Here is a 22,078-nt window from a genome sequence, read left to right as displayed (position 1 = left end):
AAACATACTGTATAATACGAACCCGTTAAAATAATCAACTACCTATTAGTTTTGAAACCAAAAGGAGGAAAAAATATGAGTTACGGTGGTTCTTGTGGTTTTGGTGGAGGATTCGCTTTATTAGTTGTATTATTCATTTTATTGATTATTGTTGGATGCAGCTGCTGGGGCGGAGGATATTAATTTTTAATGCAATTTCACAAATATGTGTAAAAGAAAAAACTATGTAACGTATTCGTATGAGTACAAACAAAAAAGGAGCCTAGTAGCTCCTTTTTGTTATATTTTATGAAAGATTGTAACGAAATAGGGAGGTTACCATACAGAGCACCATGCTTCATAAAACGCTTTTACCGATGTATAGCGTTTATTCCTATCGCTTTCTACGGCGCGATAGGCTACATCATATAAAGGTTTTCCAGCCTCCCATTTTGCAAACGATCGATTCAAGCCACCACCTAAAAGAAAGAAGGCCATTGCCCCCATGTTAAATACATTTGTTTTCACATCAATTTGTGCGCCTAATTCAAATTCTTCAGGTGACATAAATCGTGAAGAGCCCCACATTCTTCCCATGAAATTTACATAAGGTTGTTGCGCATAAAGATCAATATCACAAATTTTAGTTGTATTGGCTGTAAAATCATATAAAATGCTTCCATCATAGAAATCAATAGCGACATAGTTTCTTTGTTCAACATGTACATGAAAATTAAAAATACAATCTATAGAAGTAAGACGCTTTTCAATCGGTAACTGCTTATAACGTTCAAAAGAAGAAGCGAGGTTAAGTTGATTTTGTAATTTGGGTCTTAGTGATTCTCCGTGAAACCATTCAAAAATAGCGACATATCCATTGTTTACTTCAAAATGATCTTTTAATGGAATGAGATGGCGATGTTTGAGCTCTTGATAAAGGGAAACAGCTTGTTTTAAACATAGAACCGCATCGTTAGGATTTCCTTCGTAATTCATCGGTTTCGCACCAGCGAATTTAACAAACGATTTCAAGCCATCTTGTTCTATACCAAAAGATAGATTTCCGGAGTCTTGCTTATCAAATACAGCAAACACTTTTCCTAGTTTTGTCAGCCACTCAAAATCTTGATGCTCTTTTAATTGAAACGTAACATGATCTAAATGAATTGTAACTGGTAGTTCTTTCATTGCTCACCTCTTATTTTATATAATCAAATTAAAATATTCGATAAGTATAATAGATTTCCTGTTTATATTTTTGGTGGATCAACAAACAATAAAATAAGAGATTCGTTCAAAATATTAAATGGATAGGTATATGATAGTACGCCACATACAATAAAACACGTCTGCAAATGGTGACGGTATAGAGTTTCAGCCTCATGGCGCCAAAAACCTTGTTTCGGAATCAATTAAATATAAATCTGTTGAATTAGAGAATTTTCATGCGAAAGCAAAAATAATAACATGACATAAATTTTTCATATGAAGAATACATCTTCTTTTTAAAGCGCTACACTTCATTAAAAATATGAAAGGACTGATCATTTTGAAAAGTACAAAGCTACTAAAAATAGGGATGTGTGTTGGAATGGTAAGTTTAAGTCTTGCAAATGAAAAACTCCTTATAGATGAACCATTGCAAGTAAAAGCAAAGGTTACAATGAATGTTTTTAAGTAATAATTAGAATTCTATATATGAAAGATGACTTATAAGACAGTTTTTAACAGTATTTTTAGAGTCTTTATTCAGTTTGATCGTTATAAGTACTGTATGAATGGCATATGATGGTGCTTTTAAGTGCATGGAGGTGTCAAATGCAAGAAACATAGGTCTGTGGTAAAATAAATAGTACTGAAGTGGGGATTGACGAAAGGATATATTTATGTGAAAAACGAAAAAAAAGTGAACTTGAAATTTACAATTTTTAAAAAAGATATTGTATTTACGATATCATTCTTATTAGCAATCGGAAGCTGTTTATTCCATGCACCAAAACTAGAATATATTAATTTTAAAGTATTAGTCAGTCTATTTAATCTTATGCTCGTAGTTAAGGCTCTGGACGATCTGAAACTATTAGATAAGTTCGCCATTGCTATATTGAGTAAATGTCATAATAGTAAAAGTGTTTCAACAATCCTAATTTTATTATGCTTTTTTAGTTCCATGCTTGTAACGAATGATGTGGCATTAATAACATTTGTACCATTAACACTTATAATCAGTAAGATGATACAAACTTCTATGTTGGATACTATTATACTAGAGACAATTGCGGCTAACATCGGGAGTAGCTTAACTCCTATGGGAAATCCTCAAAATCTTTTTATATTTACTAACTACGGAATCAGGCCTATAGAATTTTTTACAACAATCCTTCTATTAGTGGTTCTTGGAATTGTTCTGTTATTATTTCTTAATCAAAGATTGAAAAGCCAACCATTGGAAATAGAACTTCCGTCTATTTCGATAAAAAATAAAAAAGAGGCAACAGTATGGGGAATCCTATTTTGTATCATATCTGCATCCATATTAGGATTTTTAAGCTACAAACTTGCGTTTATTATCGCATTGGGAACCGCATGTATACTTGATATAAAATTATTGAAGAAAATTGATTATTTACTGCTTTTTACTTTTATATGTTTTTTTATATTTATAGGAAACGTATCGGAATTAAGAGTGGTTCAAACATTTGCAAGTGAGACTCTCAAAAGTCCCACATCTATCTTTTTCAGTTCGATTATTTTAAGCCAACTGGTAAGCAATGTACCAGCTGCAATCTTTTTATCGAAATTCTCCGTAAATTGGCAGCCTTTATTAGTAGGGGTCAATTTAGGAGGACTCGGTACAATTGTTGCGTCCCTCGCAAGTGTGATTTCATTTAAACTTTTTATTAAGAGAAATCCACAAAAAAGTAAAAAGTACCTTATAAGGTTTAGTATTTATAACTTTTCAATTTTAGCTCTTTTAACCCTTGTTTATTATATTATGATGAAAAATCATATTTTCTTTTAAAAGGTCTTTATAAACGAGAATAATAGCATTCTCGTAACAAGTGATTTCCTTCTATTAGATGATACGAAAAGAAAAGTATTTGTAACGAAATAAAGAATGAGGGCTATCAGCATCACTTCAAGATTGAGAGAGAAGAATTATATGAATACAAGCAAGAATACGAAGAAAAATTAGCAATTAAATTCTACGAAGAGAATTAACATAATACAGCAAGCCAATATTTTTATTTTAACAGTTACAGATAAGGCAAACGATTTCGAAATGCCTCTCACTTGTTAAGTGAGAGGCATTTCTTCTTTTTATTAAGTAAAGAAATTAGAAGGAAAATAGCGCATTCATAATTAGAAAAGAATGTACATTGAACAATCCTCATATACGCGTATTGTTCAGAAAAAACAGTTAATTTCACTTACCGTATTAATAGCTATAAACAAATACTCTACCGATAATAAGCATCAAGGTGACAATATATTAATTCCAAGTATCCTTCCAGTAGAATCTAAACGAATGTATACTGGATCTTTTAAAAGGTGAGCATTATATATATAATTTTTATAAGTGGATATTTCGATATACTCTTCGCCAGCTAAACATTCTAAAATGATGACCTCTCCGTATTCTCTCCAATTGATCAGTTTTGCATAAGTAATCATTGTGAAGGCCTCCTTTATAAAGTAGTTTATGAGATTTATGTATGAATGGAATGAGTAAGATGCACAGGAAAAAGAAAATGAACACTTTAAATAAAAATACATAATATATCTGTATATAGAAAAACAATAGAAAGGAGACTATCAATTGGCTTGTATAAATAAAAATTGTTTTGATATCTGTTTAGAAACAAGAACAAATCCAAATGGTGGAGTGGAGCTTGTTGTGAAATGTAATGATGATTGTTCATCTGATTTTAACGTTCTACCTTTTCAAGCTTGTTTTGATACAACTTTAAATAATGATTTCACGTATTCAACGGAATTGGTTGCTTTAATTAAGAGATAGATTCAGTCTCTATTAATTTGTTAAAAATGATTATTGTGCCGTTCCCCTAATTTTTCTAAGGCATATTGTGTTCATAGATGTTATTAGAAAGGAGGAGAGACTATGGCATGTACGACAAACAATATTTGTTTTAATGTCTGTCTTGTTATTACCATTACACCTGGTAATGGTGTAGAATCCGTTGTAAATTGTGGAAACTTATGTGGGACAAGTCCAACAATTATAGTAACACCTTGTGGATCTGTTGTGATTACATTACCACTTGTTGCATGTTTCGCAATCACATTAAATGATGACTTAGGTGTGGCTTCCCAACTTACAAGTCTTTCATTCTAAGTATGATCGTTCATACAAATAGAAGACGCTCATATGGTTGTCTTCTATTTGTATACGAAATGGAAAAACATTATTTTGGAAAAACAGCGGTTTCAATTTGGATGGGCATATAGTGAAACAGAAATCTTTCATACAAATAACGATGGATCTTATAGATGTAGGGTTTTTACCCACTTATCAAAAAAGGCATAAGAAAAAATATAACTAATTTCAAAGGACCCTACGTTAAATGCAGAGGAACCCGCCAACTAAATGACCTAAAAATCCACGCTAAGACAAACTCAATAGGAGTCCCATCCATATTTCATAGTTTTTACACGTATTTCGACTGATCTGTAGCATAAAAAGGCCATAAAAAAAGAGCGGTTGTGAACTGCCCCCCAATTGTTAGACACATAATCTAATAATTGGGGGGCAGTTTTTTTATGGACTTATATTTTTGTTTGGGGGAGAAATAAAGAGAAGCTTCTATCAGTGGCGTTTTTAATCTCCTACTTATTTTCTTCGTTTCTTACCTTTCATTTTGAATATAAAGGTGTTATATCAATCCGATAAAAAGATAAACGGCAGTTCCCCAAATAAACAAGGCAGAGCATTTATTGAATATATTGATTAAACTACCTGTACTATCTAGATTTTTTATAACCGTACCAGCGAGCGTTAATCCAAAGAACCAAATCCAAGATACTGTAATACATGCAATTGCGAAAAAAATTTGTTCTGTTCCGGCATATTTTAATGCACTTGTTCCAATAACAGCGACGGTATCTAAAATGGCATGAGGATTTAATAGAGAAACTGATAAAGCAAAAATCACTTGTTGACGAATCGATAATGCTTTGTTTGATTCATTCGTTGTTGGTTTAGACTTCCAAATAACATATCCCATGTAGAGTAAAAATAAGATTCCTACAATCATTAGACTAAGACGTAGCCATTGAAATTGCAAAACGATAACGGATAGTCCAAAGACAGCTAAAAGAATTAAAAATGTGTCACATAGTGCAGCCGTAATAGTAGCCGGAAGTGCTCGAATGAATCTTGGCTGTGTGGCTCCTTGTGAAAATACAAATATATTTTGTACTCCTAAAGGTAGAATAAGTCCGAATGCTAAAATAATTCCATGAATCATAGCTTCCATATCATCAACTCCCTTTCCATTCCTATCGTACTATGATACAACTAAAAGAAAACAACCAATTGGATGGTTTCTTATCCACCCAATTTAAGGGGGAATTATATGAAGTGGAAACCAAACCGTTATTCTCACTTGACTGTTCAAGAACAAATCGTAGATTGGATAAAATCTCATATTGAACGAGGAGATTGGACTGTTGGTACAAAGATTCCAACACAACGCCAACTAGCAATGCAATTTCATGTGAATAGAAGTACTGTGCAACTTGCACTTGATGAATTAAAGGCGGATGGTTTGCTTGAATCAAAAATGGGATCAGGGGTATTTGTGGCTAATAATTCGTGGAATGTACTTTTAAATAAATCTCAACCGAATTGGCAGCAACACATTGAATCAAGTATTCATAAGCCAAACTATCATACGATTCAACTCATCAATGAATACGAGCAAATGGATCATATTATTCGTCTTGGAACAGGCGAATTATCACCAGAATTACTCCCAACAAAACAAATTGAACAGTCATTAAAAGAAATTTCAATTGATTCAAAAGCAATTGGTTATTCATCACCACAAGGAAATAAAAAGCTGCGAGATGTTTTATGTAACCATTTAAAAAAACGTGGTATTCAAACAACGCCAGAGAACATTTTAATTGTTTCAGGTGCACTTCAAGCACTGCAATTCATTGCATTTGGATTATTAGAAGAGGGTTCCATTGTTTTTCAAGAACAATCTTCTTATTTAAATTCTGTGCATCCTTTTCAATCCGCTGGAATGCGTATGATTTCAATTTCGAGGGATGCTAGTTTAACGAACAAATTACGGACACTCAAAAGAAAAAGACAATCTTTATTTTACTGTGTACCAACATTACACAATCCAACAGGATATAATTGGTCAATGGAAGAAAAGAAACAACTATATAATGTGTGTAAAGAGCTACAAATCCCGATTATTGAGGATGATGTATATCACGAACTGTTATTTGAATCCTCTTCTCCTGCCATAAAATCGATTGATACATCAGGCCAAGTGCTTTATATCGGTAGTGTATCTAAAACACTGAGTCCTGGATTACGAATTGGTTGGGTGGTTGCACCTTCACCTGTAATTGAGCGATTGGCTGATATAAAAATGCAAACAGATTATGGTTCTAGTGCTTTTTCTCAAGAAATCGTCTCATATTGGATATCGTCAGGGTTATATGAAAAGCACCTAATTCAACTTCGTGAACAATTAAAAAGAAGGGCTACATTTGTAGAAGAAATATTAGAACAGCAATTTCAAAAAGTCGCTACGTGGAAAAATCCTGAAGGTGGTTTTTATATATGGCTCAGGTTTCATGAGCCTATTGTAAATAAGGCGTTATTTCTAAAGTTACTGAATCAAAATGTTTTAATCAATCCAGGGTATATTTATCAATCAAGTGATTTACATCATATTCGTCTTTCCTATGCCTATGCACCATTGGAAGAATTAAAAAAAGGATTGAGTATTTTGTTAGAACTCATCCAACATCATATGGATTAATGATGAATGATATTTTAAATGAAAATGTTTATTATATTTCTTTATATGTAGCAAAAGCGAAAAAGAGACGGTGAAATACCATCCCTTTTTCGCTTTTGTACATTTACATATCGTTTTACAATTAAGAAGTTTGAAATGAAAGGCTTGTCAGCTGAGAGTCAACGCTTAAATCATCATTTAAAGTAATAGAGAAACATGCGATTAACGGTAGTGTAATGATAATGGATCCAGTTGGACTAATTTCAATTGATGGGCTATTTCCGCATATCCCGTCACAATTTACTAAACTGGATATACCATTTCCAGGGGTAATTGTGATAACAAGACAGACATCAAAACAAATGTTATTTGTCGTACATGCCATAATTTTTCCTCCTTTCTAATAGCATCTATGAGTACGATATGCATGAAAATATTTGATGGAACGGCAAAAAATAAAAATAAAAGATTAGCCCAATATCTCTCTTACTTTTGTATACATAATAAATATTTCTTATAAAAAATAGACGTTTATTTTATACGCTATCGATTCCATTTGTATATAGTAATTTAGTAGCGTGTATTTTTTATAAAACAAATGCGAAGAGAGGATGGTGGAAGGGAATGAAAAAGTCATTAACGGCAATTATTGTATGCAGTAAGCACGTTTATACATTGGAGGAAGTAATTAAAAATGTGAAGCAACTAAATCCTGTTGAAATAATCATATTATGTTCTCGTTCACAGCGTGAAGTGATTGAAATTTCTAAGAAATATCATTGTTTAACTGTCTTTGAAAATACATCTGAGACGAAATATAATGATTATTCCTCTGCTTTAGAGATTGCAAAGGGGGATGTTTGTTTCGTTTTACATGGCAGCTTTCTTTTATCATCCGAACAAATGAATGATTTTTTAGTACCTATTCTTTATGATGATACGGACGCGGTTTTAAATAAACTAGATGGGATTCTTCATATAGGAAAATATCAAAACTTACACATTGTATGGCGCAAAGTATTAAATGAATTTTTAGGTCGCCCAGACTTGAAGAGTAATTCATTACTTTCTCTTCCATTTGCTCTTACAAAAGAAGTGGTGACAAGCATTGGCTATGACACTTTTAAAAACCTACTTCTATCACATATACAATTATTAGAACAAGGCTGGCGTATTCGTCATCATTGTGCTCTTCATACATTATGTGCTGAAGAACTACTAGAAGAAAGCGGTTTATATAAGGATTGTTTATCAAAAGAGGAAAGTCTTGAAGTGAAGCGGTATCTACTAGCAATTTCAAACTGGGTAAGAGGGCGTAATGTTCGAGGGGGATTTACAGATGGAGGAAAGCGAAGAGATATCATTGAACAATTGCAGCGTGATCAGTCGTTTCCTTTTTATCAAAAAGGATCTGGAATGCGATCTACCCTTTATAATAAGAACCAACTTTCTGTTATCATTCCAGCACAAAATGAAGAAAAGACAATAGAACGCGTGATTCATGAGATAAGAAAACTAGAACCATTCGAAGTGATTGTTGTTGTAAATGGTTCTAGTGATCAAACGGCAACCATTGCTTCAAGACTGGGGGCGACAGTGATTGAATATACAGAATCACTCGGGCACAATGTTGGGCGAGCAGTCGGTGCATTTGCATCCACAGGAGACATTCTTTTATTTGTAGATGCGGATTTCAGCATTCCTGCCAATGATCTATCCCCATATGTGCTAGCAGTGGCCAAAGGGACAGATGTCGCTTTAAATCATTTAACATCTAGTTTAAAGCCCCCATTTCATATTGTTGATATTTTAAAGTATATGTTAAATCTGTCTTATAATCGTCCTGATTTAAGTAATGGTTCATTAGTAGCGATTCCACATGCAATAAGCAGAAAATGTATAGAAGGGATTGGATGGGAAAGCCTAGTATGCCCGAGCTTTGCGCAAGTAAAAGCGATTTTAAAAGGTTACAAAGTGGAATGTGTTCATTATGTAGACGTTATTAAACCAAACCGCTTTCGTTTGAAAGAGCACTTTAGTAAAGGCGGGCATCCTCCTGCAGTATTAAGAATAATGGGAGACCATATCGAGGCACTTTCCTATTTAATAAAAAAACAAAACCTTTCACATGAATGATTTTTCAGTGTGTTATCAATCCTTTTTAGCATTTATAACACACTGAATCACATTATGGATCAATGTGAAGTCTTTATTCTTTTCTGAGTAATAAGATAAGAAATCCCTTCTACATGATCCCCAATAATTTGTTGCATCGCTAAAGAAATCCCCTTATTTTTAGAAAAATGCTTTTCTGGGCGAACACGATTCATTGTATCAATAGAAACAGAATGAACATTTTTTATACAGAAACCTTCTAGTATTGCTTTCACTTGACTATAGACTGGACAAACAAGTGAAAGATAACCGATTTTTTCAATACAATTACGGCTAAAAGCATGCGGAACTGCAATCGTAGATCCCATCCCTAAATCTTTGCGGGCACACGCTACATTCACAGCATATTTACAAGCTGTAACAATGGAATAAGGAAAACGATACATGTAGTAGGAATCTAAGTTGTTTAAGGCTAAATCGACGCCATTTTGTACAGCTTGCACAAATGGTAATAAATCGTACTTCGGAATGACGAAATCTCCGTCGACAAATAATAATATATCTCCTTTTGAAAAATAGGCACCAATCGCACGCCCTGTATCATTTCCGAGTGCTTCTTCATAACTGATCACAGTGGCACCGCATTTTTTCGCAATTTCTTCCGTACGATCTGTTGTTCCATTAATTACAACAATGATTTCTAACGGTTCTAATTTCTTTAATTCTTGAATAACAGCCTTTATTGTCTTTTCTTCATTTTGAACAGGAATGATAATAGAAAGCTGCTTTCCGCCATAAAGCTTAGAGAATGTTTGCTTACCTATCGTGATTTTTGGGGGATATTTTAACTGTCGAGAGATGAAATCAGCAGCAAGATCTCGCCGACGCTTTCCATCAGTATATTTAGCTCTAGAGCATTGCGAGCTATGAAGATGATTGGCGATTGCTTCTATATAATGATGGATCATTCTTTTTTCATCGAGAGAGAATTCGTTATCATGAAATTTCGTATGGAAAGGAGAATGAGAATCAACTTCCACATGATGAACGATACGAAAGTTATGATGGATTACTTTTTGTTCTGCTAGAATGGGATTTAATAATGAGTCAAGGCCGATTGTCTCAATCACAGCTCTCGTTATTCCATAAGGCAATGATAAAAAAGAATCGATATTTAAATCAGGACGATGAAAAATATGATTTACTACTTGTTGCCATATACTGATTGTATTAGGGCGCTCTTTCTTATAAAAAATCTTATTTACATTATTCAATACTACATCTGCCTCATCTTTCAATAATGGTTCAAGAAATATATAGAATACAGAAGAGGAAATGATAGATTGCGGGTCTAAAAATAATAAGACATCTCCATTTGCTTCTTCTGCACCTATTACTTGACGGTTGTTGCAATGGAGAGTTTCATCCACCTCTATGATCTTAACAAGTTTATTTTCCGTAATATGACGTGGGAGAGTAGCATTTTTATTTACGACACAAATGATTTCTAGCGGATGTAGCTGGTGACAAGATAGGAATATGTTTATTAATGAATTCGAATGATCATAGCCAGGGATTATAATAGAAATAGATTTTTCTGACATAGGAATTCTCCTTTTATAACGAGGACATAGAGGTTATTCTTTAGATTCTTCCTTATGATTGCTTGTTACGTTTAAATCTTTAGATAAACTAGCGCTGAGAAGGCTATTTAAAACATTCATATCTAGCTTAACAGGTGTCCCATTTCCCGATGCGTTGTTCGTAGTATTTTGTTTTTCATTTAACATTGTTTTTATATTTTGGATTTCTTTTTGCTGTTGTAACAAGAGAATAAATCCTCCAAGAATAAATAAAAAGGAAAGGGCAGAAAAAACAAGAAGAGCCTGTAACATCGAATCATCTCCTTTTTAGAAAAGTAATCTTTTTAACTATATGCAGCCTTTTTAGAAAAGTTACAATTGGATATTAAGCATTTTTGTAGAAATCCATTATTTTGTCATATCATCTTTCAATTCTTTCTATATTCTTTAAATATGAAAAGCTTCTGATTAGTAAATGTTAAATTCGGTGATACTAATATACATTGAACCATTACAACAAAGGATGATGCAGATGATTTTTATTTATACAGATTTTGGTGGGACACATACAACTTCGCTTGCTGCAGCGTATCACTTAAATCAGCTACCAACGGACCGAAAACTAACAAAAGAAGAAATTTTAAATGTAGAGTATTTCAACAAACTAAAAACTTCAGATATGGGGAAGATTATTTTTCGCGGGAGAGACGAGCTGGGAAATCCTGTTTACACAGTTGGTCATGGAGCATCCAAAGTAGTTGTACCTGCAATGAAGCATTTGGCGGAGATTCTTCAACAACAATACCAAAATAACGAAAAAATTATCTTTTCGAATACATCACCAACTGTACCGTTACCAATGACATTCGGGGGCTTATTTTCAAGAAGGTTACATATTGATTTTATAGGTGTCCCATTACTTGTATGGGGAGCAAAACTTTGTTGTGATAACATACAAAGGCTTGTTGCGTATACAAAAGAAGCTGGAAACATGACAAATGATTCTGTTGTTATTTTAGAAAATGAAAATTTTGGATAAATCTCTTATTTAAGGGAATTGAGTACGTAAATCGATTGATCGGCAAAGTAATACAAAACAGGCAGGGGAAACATATCGTAAATTTGAAGAATGGATTTCTAACCTTGTATCAGATCTTGCAAAATATGATAAAAGAATTCAAGATAGAATGATTGCTTTTGCTGAAGAATAGGGACGATACATAAGAGAGAGTAGCAAATGCCATAAAAGATGGATCCAGTCAAAAGCTACTTGGAAATAGAGAGGAGATAGCAAGCAACTCAAACTGTAATAGAAAAAGGACATGAGCGAATCCGTATTAATATATTTGAAAAAGCACAGGATGAATAGAAATCCTGTGCTTTTGTTATAGAAGTTCAACTTTCTTTCGAATCACAATCTTATCCATTTCATCTTCTTCATCACCGATAAACAAGCCACGTTCTTTTAAGTATGTTTCAAAATATAAATCCGCCTCTGCTCGTTCATCATAAGGTTTGATAGATAAAACAAACCCTACTTTATTTTGAGTCTCTAAATGAGATGTCGAAATATAAGCCGGAATGTTATGGCGCAAGAAGAGTTCCTTAACAGGAATAATCATGTCTTTCATAAGTTTAAATAACATGTTCATTTCAAATTCAAAATTAAAGCGATCAATACTGGATAAATCTGCAAATACAACACCAATAAAACCTGTATTAAATACTTCTTGGTATTCCACTTCTTGATCCGTTTTACCATAAAAATTCTTTTCGATTAAATAATTTTTAAAATAAGCAATACCATCGGTTTGTTCAAACGGCTTTGTAGAAAGAACGAAACCGATTTTCTTTTGTTTATGTAAATATACGCAAGATATATATGCTGCAACTTCATGCTCATGAAATAGAGAACTTGTTGCTTCAGCAAGACCATCTAATACATGATGGACAATTTGCAACTTTTTTCGGGAGAAATAATAAGATTTTTTTTGTAATTCCAATGTATCAATAAAGACAGAGCCAATAAAACCTGTATTTGAGATAGTCGGTGTATGCTTTTTTCTTCCTCTGCGCTTCTTTTGAGCCATTGTAAAAATCATCCCTTCAAGTACAAATAAAATAACAAGAACACTTGTTCGTATGTTTATATTCTACTATTTTATTGCGCTAAAGTAAAGGATTTTTCGACGAAAAACAACAAAAAAGACACCTATAAAAAGGTGTCTACATGCAATAGGGAAGGAGAATCTTCCCTATTTATGTTCAATTTATACTATGAAACAGAGACAAGTTCTTCTGCATCGTCTACATCTAAATGACAATCCATTGTACGTACATCTTGATCTTCATGACTTCCAAAATAAATAGTAATTTTCATATGTATCGCTCCTTTATTCTAGGAATACCTAAAATAATTACTAGTAATGTTACTGCTTATTATATACCACTTTTTTCATTTCGACAATCTTATCGTATTTATAAATTCATTTCATCATCTTTGAAGAAATGGAACAGTATTCGAATAGAAGTATACGGGGAACAGAAAACATTTTTTAGAAACAAGGAAATCGTATATGTGGATTTTGTATCTTTCATTTCTTTTTAAATTACAGAAAGCGTTGCTATTATGAACGGTATTTGCTAAAATTTCACAAAAGGTATTTTGTAAAATTTTAGCAAACGAAATACTTTTTCTATATATACTTATGAAAAGAGGGAACAATATGAATATATTAACTGCTATACCCCGTATTTATATTTCTAACTTGCAACCGCATCTTGATTTCTACAAATCTTTATTAAAACAAGAACAGCCTCATGAATTTCAAGTAAATGAAACAAAAGTAGTTAGATTCTCTAATGTATTATTGATTGTAGATGAAAATCACATAGCGACACGTCATATTGCAGCAACGCTCGTGACAGATACCATTCAATTTGCTAAACAATTTATTGTAAAGCATGGAGGTGATATTCTTACAGAACCTATTTCAGTTCCAACGGGAATAAAAATGATTGCGCGCCATCCTGATGGAAATATATTTGAGTATATTGAGCCGAAATAGAGATATTGAAGAAGTTTTATGAAAAAAGAGAGAAGGAAGCCAATAATGATGCTTGAAAAAAGAAAAATAGAAGTTGTCCCATATAATCCAAAATGGAAAGATGAGTTTCAAAAACAGTAGAAGGCTTAGCAGCTAAACCAATTCTTGATATTGATGTTGTTATTGAAAGCAACGATCTGTTACCAAATATTATCAATCGATTAGAAAAAGAAGGGTATAAACATCAAGGTAATTTAGGGGGAGAAGGGCGTGAAGCTTTTCAAAGAAAAGATGAAGAGAGTGGAATGAAGTACCACCTTTACGTTTGCCCACAGGACGGGAAAGGATATTTAGAACACATGGCACTGCGAGATTATTTATCTGCTAATGAACGAGCGCGAAAAGAATATGAAAAACTAAAATATCAGTTAGCTACCATCTATTGTTATAACATAGATGGTTATTGTGAAGGGAAAACGGATTTTATCAAACAAATCTTAAACGATACGATATATATAAACAAACGATAAGCTGCTTTAGCTGAGATGCAAAAGTGGATAAAAGAAACATAAAGAAATTCGATTAACTGTACATAAGGAAAATATACAGGCTGGTCAAGTTTATAACGAAGAACAAGTCTATTACTTCCATGTCTAAAATTTTGTTGCAAGAAAGTGTGAAAAAATACTTTGAGTAAATATTATATACACAAAGTAACTCCATTTATTTTTAAATTAGTTGTCAAAATAACTATGAAAAATAGGCATCTAAACAAGGTACATCACCCACTGATAGGTCATATTTTGTTGGTGTACGTATTAGTTTATAGATCAGTCCTATTGAGTCGAGAAAAAATAGAAAGCGACATAGCTAAATTTTTAATGAATAAATGGAGGGCATCAATATGAACGAGTTTCAACAAGAACTGCAATCGTTAAGTCTTAACGATTATCAACCTGGTAATGTAGTGTATTGGGATCAACAAAATCAAAATCAATATCCATATTATTATATGCAAGAGGACGCTCGTCGCTGCGGCGGGTGTGGGCGTTGTGGAGGTTGCGGTCGCTGCGGCGGACGTTGTTTCGGCTGCTTTGGTTGTTTCGGTTGTTTTAATTGCTGGAACTGGTGGTTTTTCATTTAATTTCTAATCTTCATGGAGTCATTATAGGAAAGAAAAGTGAAACATATGTAAAATACTTTTCTTTCCTTATTTTACCCATATATTATGAAATTTATCATTAGTAAGCTTAACAAAATTAGGGTATAGCTACTTATAAGGAAATATAAAGGAGTTGAATTTCATGAAGAAACAGCCAAATAAAAAGAAAAAAGAACTTGTTACAAAAGAAATAAGTACGGAACAAAACGCAGTTTATAGTGATCCAAAAGATGCAGCAAATATGCAGACAATTCCTCATCCGAAAGATTATGAGGAGATTGAATACTAAATATCCGACTTTTTCAGGAATGAAATATACATCTTAAGCCCTATAACAATTACAAAATGGTTTGATATGATATATACATAAGCATTTGAAGATGTCTTATCTTAACAAACTTTTTTCAACAACCGTATATAATCTACAAAAAGACGTTTCCTACAATGAGGCGTCTTTTTGTCTGTTTTTACACAACATTATTTCCATTTTCCTGTTCGTATCTCCCAACTAAACATGGATATACTAAATCGTGAAAAACATATCACTAAAAGAAGGGACAGTTAGCATGAAACAAACAACGATTAACCCATGGCTTATTGTCTTAGGTACAATCGTGGTACAAATTGGTCTTGGTACAATTTATACATGGAGCTTATTTAATCAACCTTTAGTAGATAAATTCGGTTGGCCACTTCATGCTGTAGCAGTTACTTTTTCTATTACCAGCTTTTCATTATCATTTTCAACCCTATTTGCAGGTAAATTACAACAAAAAATAGGACTTCGCAAATTAATTGCAGCTTCAGGAATTATTCTTGGATTAGGATTGATACTTAGTTCCCAAATCTCTTCTTTATTTTTACTCTATATATTAGCTGGTGTAGTGGTCGGTTATGCAGACGGAACAGCATACATTACATCATTATCAAATTTAATAAAATGGTTTCCCAATCGCAAAGGTCTCATCTCAGGGATCTCTGTTTCGGCTTACGGAATGGGAAGTTTAATTTTTAAATATATAAACATTAAGTTAATCGATACAGTTGGTGTATCACAAGCTTTTTTATACTGGGGCATGATCGTTTTACTTTTCATTTTAGTAGGATCTTTCTTTTTACATGAAGCACCTACGAATGAGACGATTACTCAAACTGCGAATAATAACTACACACCTAAGGAAATGTTACGTACAAATCAAGGATATCTTTTATTTTTTATGTTATTTACTTCCTGTATGAGTGGGTTATATTTAATCGGGATGGTAAAGGATATCGGTGTTCAACTTGTAGGACTTAGCGCTGCAAATGCCGCAAATGCCGTTGCTATGATTGCTATTTTTAATACAATGGGAAGAATTATTCTCGGAACGCTATCTGATAAAATCGGCAGATTAAAAATCGTTTCAGCTACGTTTGTAATCATTGGATTATCTGTTTTTGTTCTAAGTTTTATGCATTTAAATTATCCGATTTATTTTACATGTGTAGCAAGTGTAGCTTTTTGTTTCGGAGGAAATATTACTATTTTCCCAGCTATCGTAGGAGATTTTTTTGGCTTGAAACACCATAGTACAAATTATGGAATTGTTTATCAAGGGTTTGGGTTCGGGGCACTTGCTGGTTCATTTATTGGCGCTTTACTAGGCGGATTTCAGCCAACTTTTATTACAATTGGGGTTCTTTCTATTCTTTCTTTTATTATTGCTATTTTCATTCGCCCTCCAACTCAAAAGAAGAAAAAAGAGGTGCAAAAGCTTTATCGAAAACCCGCATAATCTTCTTATCAAAATAGCCCTTTTGAGCGAGGGCTATTTTAAATGGATTTTTTCATTTGAATTTCATACACTCTAAAAGCAAATGATACATTACAAACTTGTAATGTTTATGTCATCTTCTTCGATCGTATAAATAAATCATACTTTATATAATGAAATTATAATTTATAAAAAGGGGAGATACATATGAATGAAGTAATCGGTGAAGTAGTCATTGGTTTATGCGAATTTGTTGCTGAAGTTTTCGCTTATGGGAATACAGAACAAGAGAAGAAAGAAAAAGAACAACTATGATATTACATATAATTGAAATGTGGAGTGGTTATTTAAAGTTGAGGGAGGAGGGGATAATCTAAAAAATGATCCTTCAGAAAACTTGCAGTCTATCATTTTTTATTCTAAAGATACAAAGAGAAGAAAAATTTCTTCTCTTTGTATAAAACAGTAGTTATTTTGGATTAAACAACATAAGATTTTAACCACCATGATTCCCATGTGCATATTGAACAGCATCAATAGCTTTTTGCGTTTCTGCAGGGGATTGAGCCCCAAACATTAAAGTCAAAACAGTAATTATACCGACTAAACCAAAATTACCAGAAAATGAAATCGAACTTGCAATAAAAAAATCATTCGAAGATTTAGATTTTCGTTTAGAAGGAGGAGAAACTGTTAGAGAAGTGCAATATAGATCACTACCGATTATATTTAAAATTATTGAAAAGCCAACTTTTACAAATGTAGCTATAGGTACCCATGGGAATATTATGGCTTGTATAATAAATTATTTTAATAATTCGTTTGGATACGATTTTTGGAAATTTTTTTGGAAATCTACAGAAAAAACCCGATATCTATAGGTTAACATTTAATTTCTGTGACAAAAATAATATTTTAGATTCAAAGAAAGGTTTTGAGAAGAAGTCATCACAGTAGAAGTTTCTAATATTTATTTGGTGTAAATCAGTGCAAAAATCTTAAATAATATAAAGAAGAGGAAAATGAAATGTTTAAACATACAACTTGTTTGATAAAGAATAATGATAGATTTTTACTTTTAAATAGAAACAAACAACCTTCAATGGGTGTATGGAATGGTGTTGGTGGAAAAATAGAAGAAAATGAAACTCCTGAAGAATGTGTAATTAGGGAAACTTACGAAGAAACTGGGATTCATTTAGAAAATGTGACATATGTAGGAAATGTGGTATTGGAAAGCGAATATGGTTCATCGGGTATCTATGTTTTTATATCTGAAATATCTGATGGTATCCAATTAAAAACCCCTGTTAATGTTGAAGAAGGAATATTAGATTGGAAATCAATCGAATGGATTTTAGACGAAAATAACCAAGGAATAATCAGCCACTTGAAGAGATATTTACCGTTGATTTTAGAAGGGAAATATGGTTTAGAACATATCTTTTATTATAATGGCCACTCTATCTTAGATTATAAATCAATTGTAATTTCTAAAAATGAAATTCATAAGAAATATAAAATTTGAACAAAAGATTCCAAACACCATAATACGTATAACAAATTTATGTCGAAAAAGGAAGTAACGATAAAGGAGACAAATTCAATCCAACTATGGGATTTACATGAACCAATCCACGGACTAGGTCCCGTTGATAAAGAGATAGATAAAAGAAGAGACTGGTATTACCCTAAATACGGTCAAATATAAAGGTATTATTACAATAATTATAGCAATTTGGTTGGGACTTTTGTGTCATAAACCTGCGACATAAAAGTCCCAACTTGATGAACATGCGACACAAAGTTGCCAACTTAGTAGAAAATTCATGTAAGTAATGATACTGTTTGTCTAAGATATTTAAGACTTAAAAACATGCTGAACAGCACATGGAATTAACAATAGCCGCTTTTATTCTACTTTTTATGTATTTTAAGCTGAATTTCATTTCCTTATTAAAATTAAATGATTAGTCGAAATTACACGTAAGTATATTAGAATGCAATATATGTTAAGTAAATAGGGGGAGAAAAAGATGAAAACTCGATTTCACCACATTAAAGACGGAAAACTTTTAATAGCACATTTTAAAGGGCATCATTCTTTTTGCCAGGGGGACATATCGAATTAGGAGAATCGGCTGAAAAAGCACTTTTGAGAGAGTAGGAAGAAGAAATGGGAATTGTTTGTTCAATCGAAAAAATCCTTGGTGCAATTGAAAATCAATGGACAGATGGAGATACATTACATTACGAAATTAATCATATTTTTAAAGTTGAAAGTAATAAATTGAAAATTGAAACTCCTCCTAAATCTAGGGAGTCTCATCTGGATTTTTATTGGATTACACCAAGTGAAGATAATCTAAAAAGATATAACGTCATGCCAAATACCGCTGTGCAAAGCTTGATGAAAAAAATTCAAGAACACGATATTGAATCATATTGGGTTAGTACACTTTAACTTCCTAGGCATTCATAATAGAAAATAATATGCTTGATGGAAAAATGAAATTTTATCATCAAAAAGAAAACGCGATATAGTGACTATAAAAATCCAATGCAACAAGCGATTGAGAAATTAAATATACGACACCGTATGATATAAACATACAAATAGTTCGTCAGTCATGTAAAAAACCTTAGAATCAATCAAACAGATAAAGGCTAAAAATAAAAATTCATTAATGTTGGTCTTTATCTGTTCGTAAAAGTAGGGAGATTTGTGTCGTTGGACAAAAAGCAGGAGTGACTTATTTTCTTATCATTTTTCTAGTTAACATAATATATATTATAGGTAGTTATGGAAATGAAGTGTTCACTTGTCTCTAAATACAAGTAAACTATACAAAATGAGATGAAAAAGAAATATTCCGATGAGATTGTCTTTTTATGATGACTTATATATGCTTAAAGATTTTCTGTATAAATTCCGAATGGCCGAGTCTATAAACATAAGCTGGCACAAAATCAATCGCAAGAAAACATTGCAGAAATGACACGTATAATATCATTTTTATGTATAAGTTATGTGTACGATCTCAAAATTTGTATGTATTTTAGTCCGTTTATGTGTTAATCATTCAGTATGCTTGATTCATTCTTCTATATGTTAATTGTTGTAAATGTCATCCTAGTTAACATAATGTTCATTTGGTTCGTAAAAAAACTTCCGCTTTATCAGGAAGTTTTTAATATACAACTTGGATTTGATTGCAAGTAATTTTCTTTATAAAATCTTGATTAGACAGTTTGCTCTTTTGCCTTATTAAATGCATAATATCTTCATTCCGATTAAAATACATGATTTTTCGATCTTCATTGCGATATATATCAGTAAGTTTTTGTAATTTAGTTATATTTTGATGTTGGCCGTAATCTATTTGTAGTAATGTCTCATTACTCATGATGTATACATTGTAATCTTTATTTCTACCTAACAAACAAGCTTGCTCTACATATGAGAACAAATCATGATCGATACCGATAAATGTAATCGAAAATGTACCAGGTAAACGATTTAGTACGCATGCGGTCCATAGTAAAGAGATTTCTCCGCGATTTTTATCATTCTTGTTTACAAAAAAACTAATGTAGTCATCTAAAATAATATTTTCAGCGTGTTGGAATGATCTTCTAGCCTTTCGTACCGTGTCTCGTAACGGCTGTATACAAGTAAATGCTTGTTCACTTGCCCCTAAAAACTCTCGCTTTGCACCTGTAACATCAAAATCAACTTTAAGCAAATCATATAATTGCTGTTCTTCGACATATAAAATCGTTTTGAAATGCTGTAAATATTTCATATATCGCTGCTCTACATCCTCAATTAGCCGCATTTCTTTCGCGATTACATCTGTGATTAAAACAGGTGTATCTTGAACTTTCTTTAAAAATAACCTTTCATCATATCGGAAGTATGCCTTTTCATGAATCGAAATGGCAGATGTATCGTAAAGATAAACGTGCTGCTTTTCAATAATCGTATCAATAATTGTTTCTAAATCTGTTATAAAATGTGTATGTTGCTGTATGAAGCTTTTTAATGTTGGAGATGTCAATCAACTGCATCTCCTTTCATAGTATGAAAATAGCGCGTTATTTCTTCAAGAACTTGTTTATTTGCCTGTTGTGCAGCCTCTGGTAATGTATACTTTTGCATCATCATTTCGATTTTTCCGAAATGAATGACATTACTTCGTTCAATCATATATGAATCAATCCCAAGCGCTTCAAATTCTTTATGATAATCAAATTTTTGATCAAAATATTCTTTGATTGTGGCATAATCGATTAACTGTAACTCATATAAGCGAATCAATATCGCCTTAAATGGCGCTTTAAAACGGCTCATGCATAAAAAAATTTTTTGCAATGTTGTTTCTTCGTTTTTCTCAAAGCTATTATAAAAGTTTATTAATTCATGTTCATCCATTAATAGTAACGAAGCGAAATAATCAGCTTTTCTTTCAGTATGATTTGTATCTAGCCCTGCATGAACAATGTGGATTTTCTTTTCTAATTCTTGAAGTGAAATTAAATGATATAATTCATGAAGTAAACTAAAGTTTTGATAAATTCTGGGTTGATATGTATTCACATAGCAAATATATTTCTCTGTATCTGTAGAGCGAATAAAACCACCTAAAGACTGGTCTTGGATCGGTGCTTCAATCAAGAAATGTTGCATAGCAATATATTTTTTCGCACCTTCAATTATTGTCCAGCCTTTTGGATGGTAATGTTGCAAATACTTTCTCAGTAAGTTTTCTACTTCGGATTTAATGATGTTATTTTCTTCAATAATTTTAGGGAGATCCGCGAAATGAAGCTCAGGCATGTGATTCACCTCTGCTGTAAATTTCGATAAGATCACAAAGCTTTGTTAATTGATGTAACCCCTCTTCCCCGCTTTCTGATAGCATTTCCCCTGCTGAAAATAAAAAGGCATGTTCTTCTTGTTTTTCAGAAACATAATGAAAAGCATCTTCCATAAAAAATGTATGTTCATGTCCTAAGGCTTCAGCTAAGTGTGCAGCAAAATCATAAATTCCATTCATTCTTTTTCCATTTAGATAATCTGAAAAATTGGATTCAGACATTCCCAAACGTTTGGCCAAACGTTTTCTTTTTAATCCTTCACTTTCGATATACTGATTCATATTTTGAATAATGTACTGTAAATTCATGTTTCTCACTTCCTTTCTTTATGTCTATAAGTTTATTATACACTCTTCCTCTGTTTCAAATCCATTTGTAACGAATTATTTTCCTTCAAAATACATTTCTTTTAATTGAATTCGTATTTTGAAGGAAAATAATTCTCTTAAAACGAATAACAAATAATTAATGTTAACTATGTATTTCTTGTATTTATAGACAAATTCCTATATAAACAAGTTAATAATCCTGTATATTTTATGAACAAAAG

The 22,078-nt window shown here is 32.3% G+C and carries 24 protein-coding genes and 2 pseudogenes; 16 read left to right on the top strand and 10 right to left on the bottom strand.

The features are described from left to right. The first annotated feature begins 75 nt into the window (after positions 1–75). Entirely contained in the window at positions 76–183 is a 108-nt protein-coding gene (locus MR059_RS06705; protein ID WP_000120182.1) for a YjcZ family sporulation protein, read from the top strand. Positions 184–315: 132 nt separating this feature from the next. On the opposite strand, the gene MR059_RS06700 is transcribed toward MR059_RS06705, so the two are convergent. Next, entirely contained in the window at positions 316–1,167 is an 852-nt protein-coding gene (locus MR059_RS06700; RefSeq protein WP_242161661.1) for a protein kinase family protein, read from the bottom strand. 700 nt (positions 1,168–1,867) lie between these two features. Here MR059_RS06700 and MR059_RS06695 point away from each other — a divergent pair. Then, positions 1,868–3,001, top strand: coding sequence for an SLC13 family permease (locus MR059_RS06695; RefSeq protein WP_375364807.1), 1,134 nt, complete (start codon positions 1,868–1,870; stop codon positions 2,999–3,001). A gap of 455 nt (positions 3,002–3,456) precedes the next feature. Here the strand turns inward: MR059_RS06695 and MR059_RS06685 are convergent, their stop codons facing one another. Beyond that, on the bottom strand, positions 3,457–3,654 hold the full coding sequence (locus tag MR059_RS06685; RefSeq protein WP_012094354.1) for a hypothetical protein: 198 nt from the start codon (positions 3,652–3,654) through the stop codon (positions 3,457–3,459). Between the two features lie 145 nt (positions 3,655–3,799). On the opposite strand from MR059_RS06685, the gene MR059_RS06680 reads away from it, so the two are divergent. Both MR059_RS06680 and MR059_RS06675 read left to right on the top strand, forming a co-directional pair. Next, positions 3,800–4,000, top strand: a complete 201-nt coding sequence (locus MR059_RS06680; protein ID WP_041809739.1) for a hypothetical protein — start codon at positions 3,800–3,802, stop codon at positions 3,998–4,000. Positions 4,001–4,102: 102 nt separating this feature from the next. Continuing rightward, positions 4,103–4,336 (top strand): hypothetical protein, encoded by a 234-nt coding sequence (locus MR059_RS06675; protein ID WP_087094958.1) that lies wholly within the window; start codon positions 4,103–4,105, stop codon positions 4,334–4,336. 538 nt (positions 4,337–4,874) lie between these two features. On the opposite strand, the gene MR059_RS06670 is transcribed toward MR059_RS06675, so the two are convergent. Beyond that, entirely contained in the window at positions 4,875–5,477 is a 603-nt protein-coding gene (locus tag MR059_RS06670; protein WP_012094352.1) for a LysE/ArgO family amino acid transporter, read from the bottom strand. Positions 5,478–5,576: 99 nt separating this feature from the next. Here MR059_RS06670 and MR059_RS06665 point away from each other — a divergent pair, with 99 nt between their 5' ends. Then, positions 5,577–7,007, top strand: a complete 1,431-nt coding sequence (locus MR059_RS06665) for an aminotransferase-like domain-containing protein (protein WP_242161660.1) — start codon at positions 5,577–5,579, stop codon at positions 7,005–7,007. A 121-nt stretch (positions 7,008–7,128) separates the two neighbouring features. On the opposite strand, the gene MR059_RS06660 is transcribed toward MR059_RS06665, so the two are convergent. Further along, a complete protein-coding gene (locus MR059_RS06660) occupies positions 7,129–7,371 on the bottom strand; it encodes a hypothetical protein (RefSeq protein ID WP_012094350.1) in 243 nt (80 codons plus the stop codon). Between the two features lie 239 nt (positions 7,372–7,610). On the opposite strand from MR059_RS06660, the gene MR059_RS06655 reads away from it, so the two are divergent. After that, a complete protein-coding gene (locus tag MR059_RS06655; protein WP_242161659.1) occupies positions 7,611–9,122 on the top strand; it encodes a glycosyltransferase family 2 protein in 1,512 nt (503 codons plus the stop codon). A gap of 59 nt (positions 9,123–9,181) precedes the next feature. Here the strand turns inward: MR059_RS06655 and MR059_RS06650 are convergent, their stop codons facing one another. Continuing rightward, complete coding sequence (locus tag MR059_RS06650) at positions 9,182–10,705, bottom strand: glycosyltransferase (RefSeq protein ID WP_242161658.1); 1,524 nt, start codon at positions 10,703–10,705, stop codon at positions 9,182–9,184. A gap of 33 nt (positions 10,706–10,738) precedes the next feature. After that, positions 10,739–10,996: a hypothetical protein gene (locus MR059_RS06645; protein WP_087094955.1), complete on the bottom strand. Its 258-nt coding sequence runs from the start codon at positions 10,994–10,996 to the stop codon at positions 10,739–10,741. Between the two features lie 220 nt (positions 10,997–11,216). Here MR059_RS06645 and MR059_RS06640 point away from each other — a divergent pair, with 220 nt between their 5' ends. After that, positions 11,217–11,723, top strand: a complete 507-nt coding sequence (locus tag MR059_RS06640; RefSeq protein ID WP_012094346.1) for a DUF3189 family protein — start codon at positions 11,217–11,219, stop codon at positions 11,721–11,723. 22 nt (positions 11,724–11,745) lie between these two features. Continuing rightward, positions 11,746–12,053: pseudogene (locus MR059_RS22235) on the top strand (hypothetical protein); the annotation flags it as partial. A gap of 16 nt (positions 12,054–12,069) precedes the next feature. Here MR059_RS22235 and MR059_RS06635 read toward each other — a convergent pair. Then, positions 12,070–12,774 (bottom strand): hypothetical protein, encoded by a 705-nt coding sequence (locus MR059_RS06635; protein ID WP_242161657.1) that lies wholly within the window; start codon positions 12,772–12,774, stop codon positions 12,070–12,072. 636 nt (positions 12,775–13,410) lie between these two features. Between MR059_RS06635 and MR059_RS06630 the strand changes: the two genes are divergently transcribed. The 8 genes and pseudogenes from MR059_RS06630 (at position 13,411) to MR059_RS06600 (ending at position 19,111) form a co-directional block, all read left to right on the top strand. Further along, positions 13,411–13,752 (top strand): VOC family protein, encoded by a 342-nt coding sequence (locus MR059_RS06630; RefSeq protein ID WP_012094343.1) that lies wholly within the window; start codon positions 13,411–13,413, stop codon positions 13,750–13,752. Positions 13,753–13,892: 140 nt separating this feature from the next. Continuing rightward, positions 13,893–14,261, top strand: a complete 369-nt coding sequence (locus MR059_RS06625; RefSeq protein WP_313932395.1) for a GrpB family protein — start codon at positions 13,893–13,895, stop codon at positions 14,259–14,261. Between the two features lie 359 nt (positions 14,262–14,620). Continuing rightward, entirely contained in the window at positions 14,621–14,875 is a 255-nt protein-coding gene (locus MR059_RS06620; protein WP_242161656.1) for a heterocycloanthracin/sonorensin family bacteriocin, read from the top strand. Between the two features lie 160 nt (positions 14,876–15,035). Then, entirely contained in the window at positions 15,036–15,182 is a 147-nt protein-coding gene (locus tag MR059_RS06615) for a hypothetical protein (RefSeq protein ID WP_087094953.1), read from the top strand. Between the two features lie 277 nt (positions 15,183–15,459). Continuing rightward, a complete protein-coding gene (locus MR059_RS06610) occupies positions 15,460–16,668 on the top strand; it encodes an L-lactate MFS transporter (protein ID WP_012094340.1) in 1,209 nt (402 codons plus the stop codon). 554 nt (positions 16,669–17,222) lie between these two features. Beyond that, complete coding sequence (locus tag MR059_RS22230; protein WP_396021792.1) at positions 17,223–17,528, top strand: histidine phosphatase family protein; 306 nt, start codon at positions 17,223–17,225, stop codon at positions 17,526–17,528. A gap of 146 nt (positions 17,529–17,674) precedes the next feature. Continuing rightward, positions 17,675–18,175 carry an NUDIX hydrolase gene (locus MR059_RS06605; RefSeq protein WP_242161655.1) on the top strand — a complete coding sequence of 167 codons (501 nt, stop codon included), beginning with the start codon at positions 17,675–17,677 and terminating at the stop codon, positions 18,173–18,175. A 508-nt stretch (positions 18,176–18,683) separates the two neighbouring features. Further along, positions 18,684–19,111, top strand: a pseudogene (locus tag MR059_RS06600) (NUDIX domain-containing protein). A gap of 727 nt (positions 19,112–19,838) precedes the next feature. On the opposite strand, the gene MR059_RS06595 reads toward MR059_RS06600, so the two are convergent. The 3 genes from MR059_RS06595 to MR059_RS06585 are packed head-to-tail and all read right to left on the bottom strand — an operon-like array spanning position 19,839 to position 21,836. Further along, complete coding sequence (locus MR059_RS06595; protein ID WP_242161654.1) at positions 19,839–20,708, bottom strand: hypothetical protein; 870 nt, start codon at positions 20,706–20,708, stop codon at positions 19,839–19,841. Next, positions 20,705–21,487, bottom strand: a complete 783-nt coding sequence (locus MR059_RS06590; RefSeq protein WP_012094336.1) for an ImmA/IrrE family metallo-endopeptidase — start codon at positions 21,485–21,487, stop codon at positions 20,705–20,707. Before MR059_RS06590 ends, MR059_RS06595 begins: the two co-directional genes overlap by 4 nt. Further along, entirely contained in the window at positions 21,480–21,836 is a 357-nt protein-coding gene (locus tag MR059_RS06585) for a transcriptional regulator (protein ID WP_012094334.1), read from the bottom strand. The genes MR059_RS06590 and MR059_RS06585 overlap by 8 nt, the downstream gene beginning before the upstream one ends. Positions 21,837–22,078: the final 242 nt, after the last annotated feature.

It is taken from the genome of Bacillus cereus group sp. BfR-BA-01522, from assembly GCF_022662635.1.
Classification (GTDB): Bacteria; Bacillota; Bacilli; order Bacillales; family Bacillaceae_G; genus Bacillus_A; species Bacillus_A cytotoxicus.
The sequence above is the reverse complement of the archived record's forward strand: the minus strand, read 5'-3'. Positions and strand labels throughout refer to the sequence as shown.

Coding starts and splice junctions, on each gene's coding strand:
- MR059_RS06705 (WP_000120182.1), top strand. CDS start 76: ATGAGTTACGGTGGTTCTTGTGGTTTTGGTGGAGGATTCGCTTTATTA.
- MR059_RS06700 (WP_242161661.1), bottom strand. CDS start 1,167: ATGAAAGAACTACCAGTTACAATTCATTTAGATCATGTTACGTTTCAA.
- MR059_RS06685 (WP_012094354.1), bottom strand. CDS start 3,654: ATGATTACTTATGCAAAACTGATCAATTGGAGAGAATACGGAGAGGTC.
- MR059_RS06675 (WP_087094958.1), top strand. CDS start 4,103: ATGGCATGTACGACAAACAATATTTGTTTTAATGTCTGTCTTGTTATT.
- MR059_RS06670 (WP_012094352.1), bottom strand. CDS start 5,477: ATGGAAGCTATGATTCATGGAATTATTTTAGCATTCGGACTTATTCTA.
- MR059_RS06665 (WP_242161660.1), top strand. CDS start 5,577: ATGAAGTGGAAACCAAACCGTTATTCTCACTTGACTGTTCAAGAACAA.
- MR059_RS06660 (WP_012094350.1), bottom strand. CDS start 7,371: ATGGCATGTACGACAAATAACATTTGTTTTGATGTCTGTCTTGTTATC.
- MR059_RS06655 (WP_242161659.1), top strand. CDS start 7,611: ATGAAAAAGTCATTAACGGCAATTATTGTATGCAGTAAGCACGTTTAT.
- MR059_RS06650 (WP_242161658.1), bottom strand. CDS start 10,705: ATGTCAGAAAAATCTATTTCTATTATAATCCCTGGCTATGATCATTCG.
- MR059_RS06645 (WP_087094955.1), bottom strand. CDS start 10,996: ATGTTACAGGCTCTTCTTGTTTTTTCTGCCCTTTCCTTTTTATTTATT.
- MR059_RS06640 (WP_012094346.1), top strand. CDS start 11,217: ATGATTTTTATTTATACAGATTTTGGTGGGACACATACAACTTCGCTT.
- MR059_RS06635 (WP_242161657.1), bottom strand. CDS start 12,774: ATGGCTCAAAAGAAGCGCAGAGGAAGAAAAAAGCATACACCGACTATC.
- MR059_RS06630 (WP_012094343.1), top strand. CDS start 13,411: ATGAATATATTAACTGCTATACCCCGTATTTATATTTCTAACTTGCAA.
- MR059_RS06620 (WP_242161656.1), top strand. CDS start 14,621: ATGGAGGGCATCAATATGAACGAGTTTCAACAAGAACTGCAATCGTTA.
- MR059_RS06615 (WP_087094953.1), top strand. CDS start 15,036: ATGAAGAAACAGCCAAATAAAAAGAAAAAAGAACTTGTTACAAAAGAA.
- MR059_RS06610 (WP_012094340.1), top strand. CDS start 15,460: ATGAAACAAACAACGATTAACCCATGGCTTATTGTCTTAGGTACAATC.
- MR059_RS06605 (WP_242161655.1), top strand. CDS start 17,675: ATGTTTAAACATACAACTTGTTTGATAAAGAATAATGATAGATTTTTA.
- MR059_RS06590 (WP_012094336.1), bottom strand. CDS start 21,487: ATGCCTGAGCTTCATTTCGCGGATCTCCCTAAAATTATTGAAGAAAAT.
- MR059_RS06585 (WP_012094334.1), bottom strand. CDS start 21,836: ATGAATTTACAGTACATTATTCAAAATATGAATCAGTATATCGAAAGT.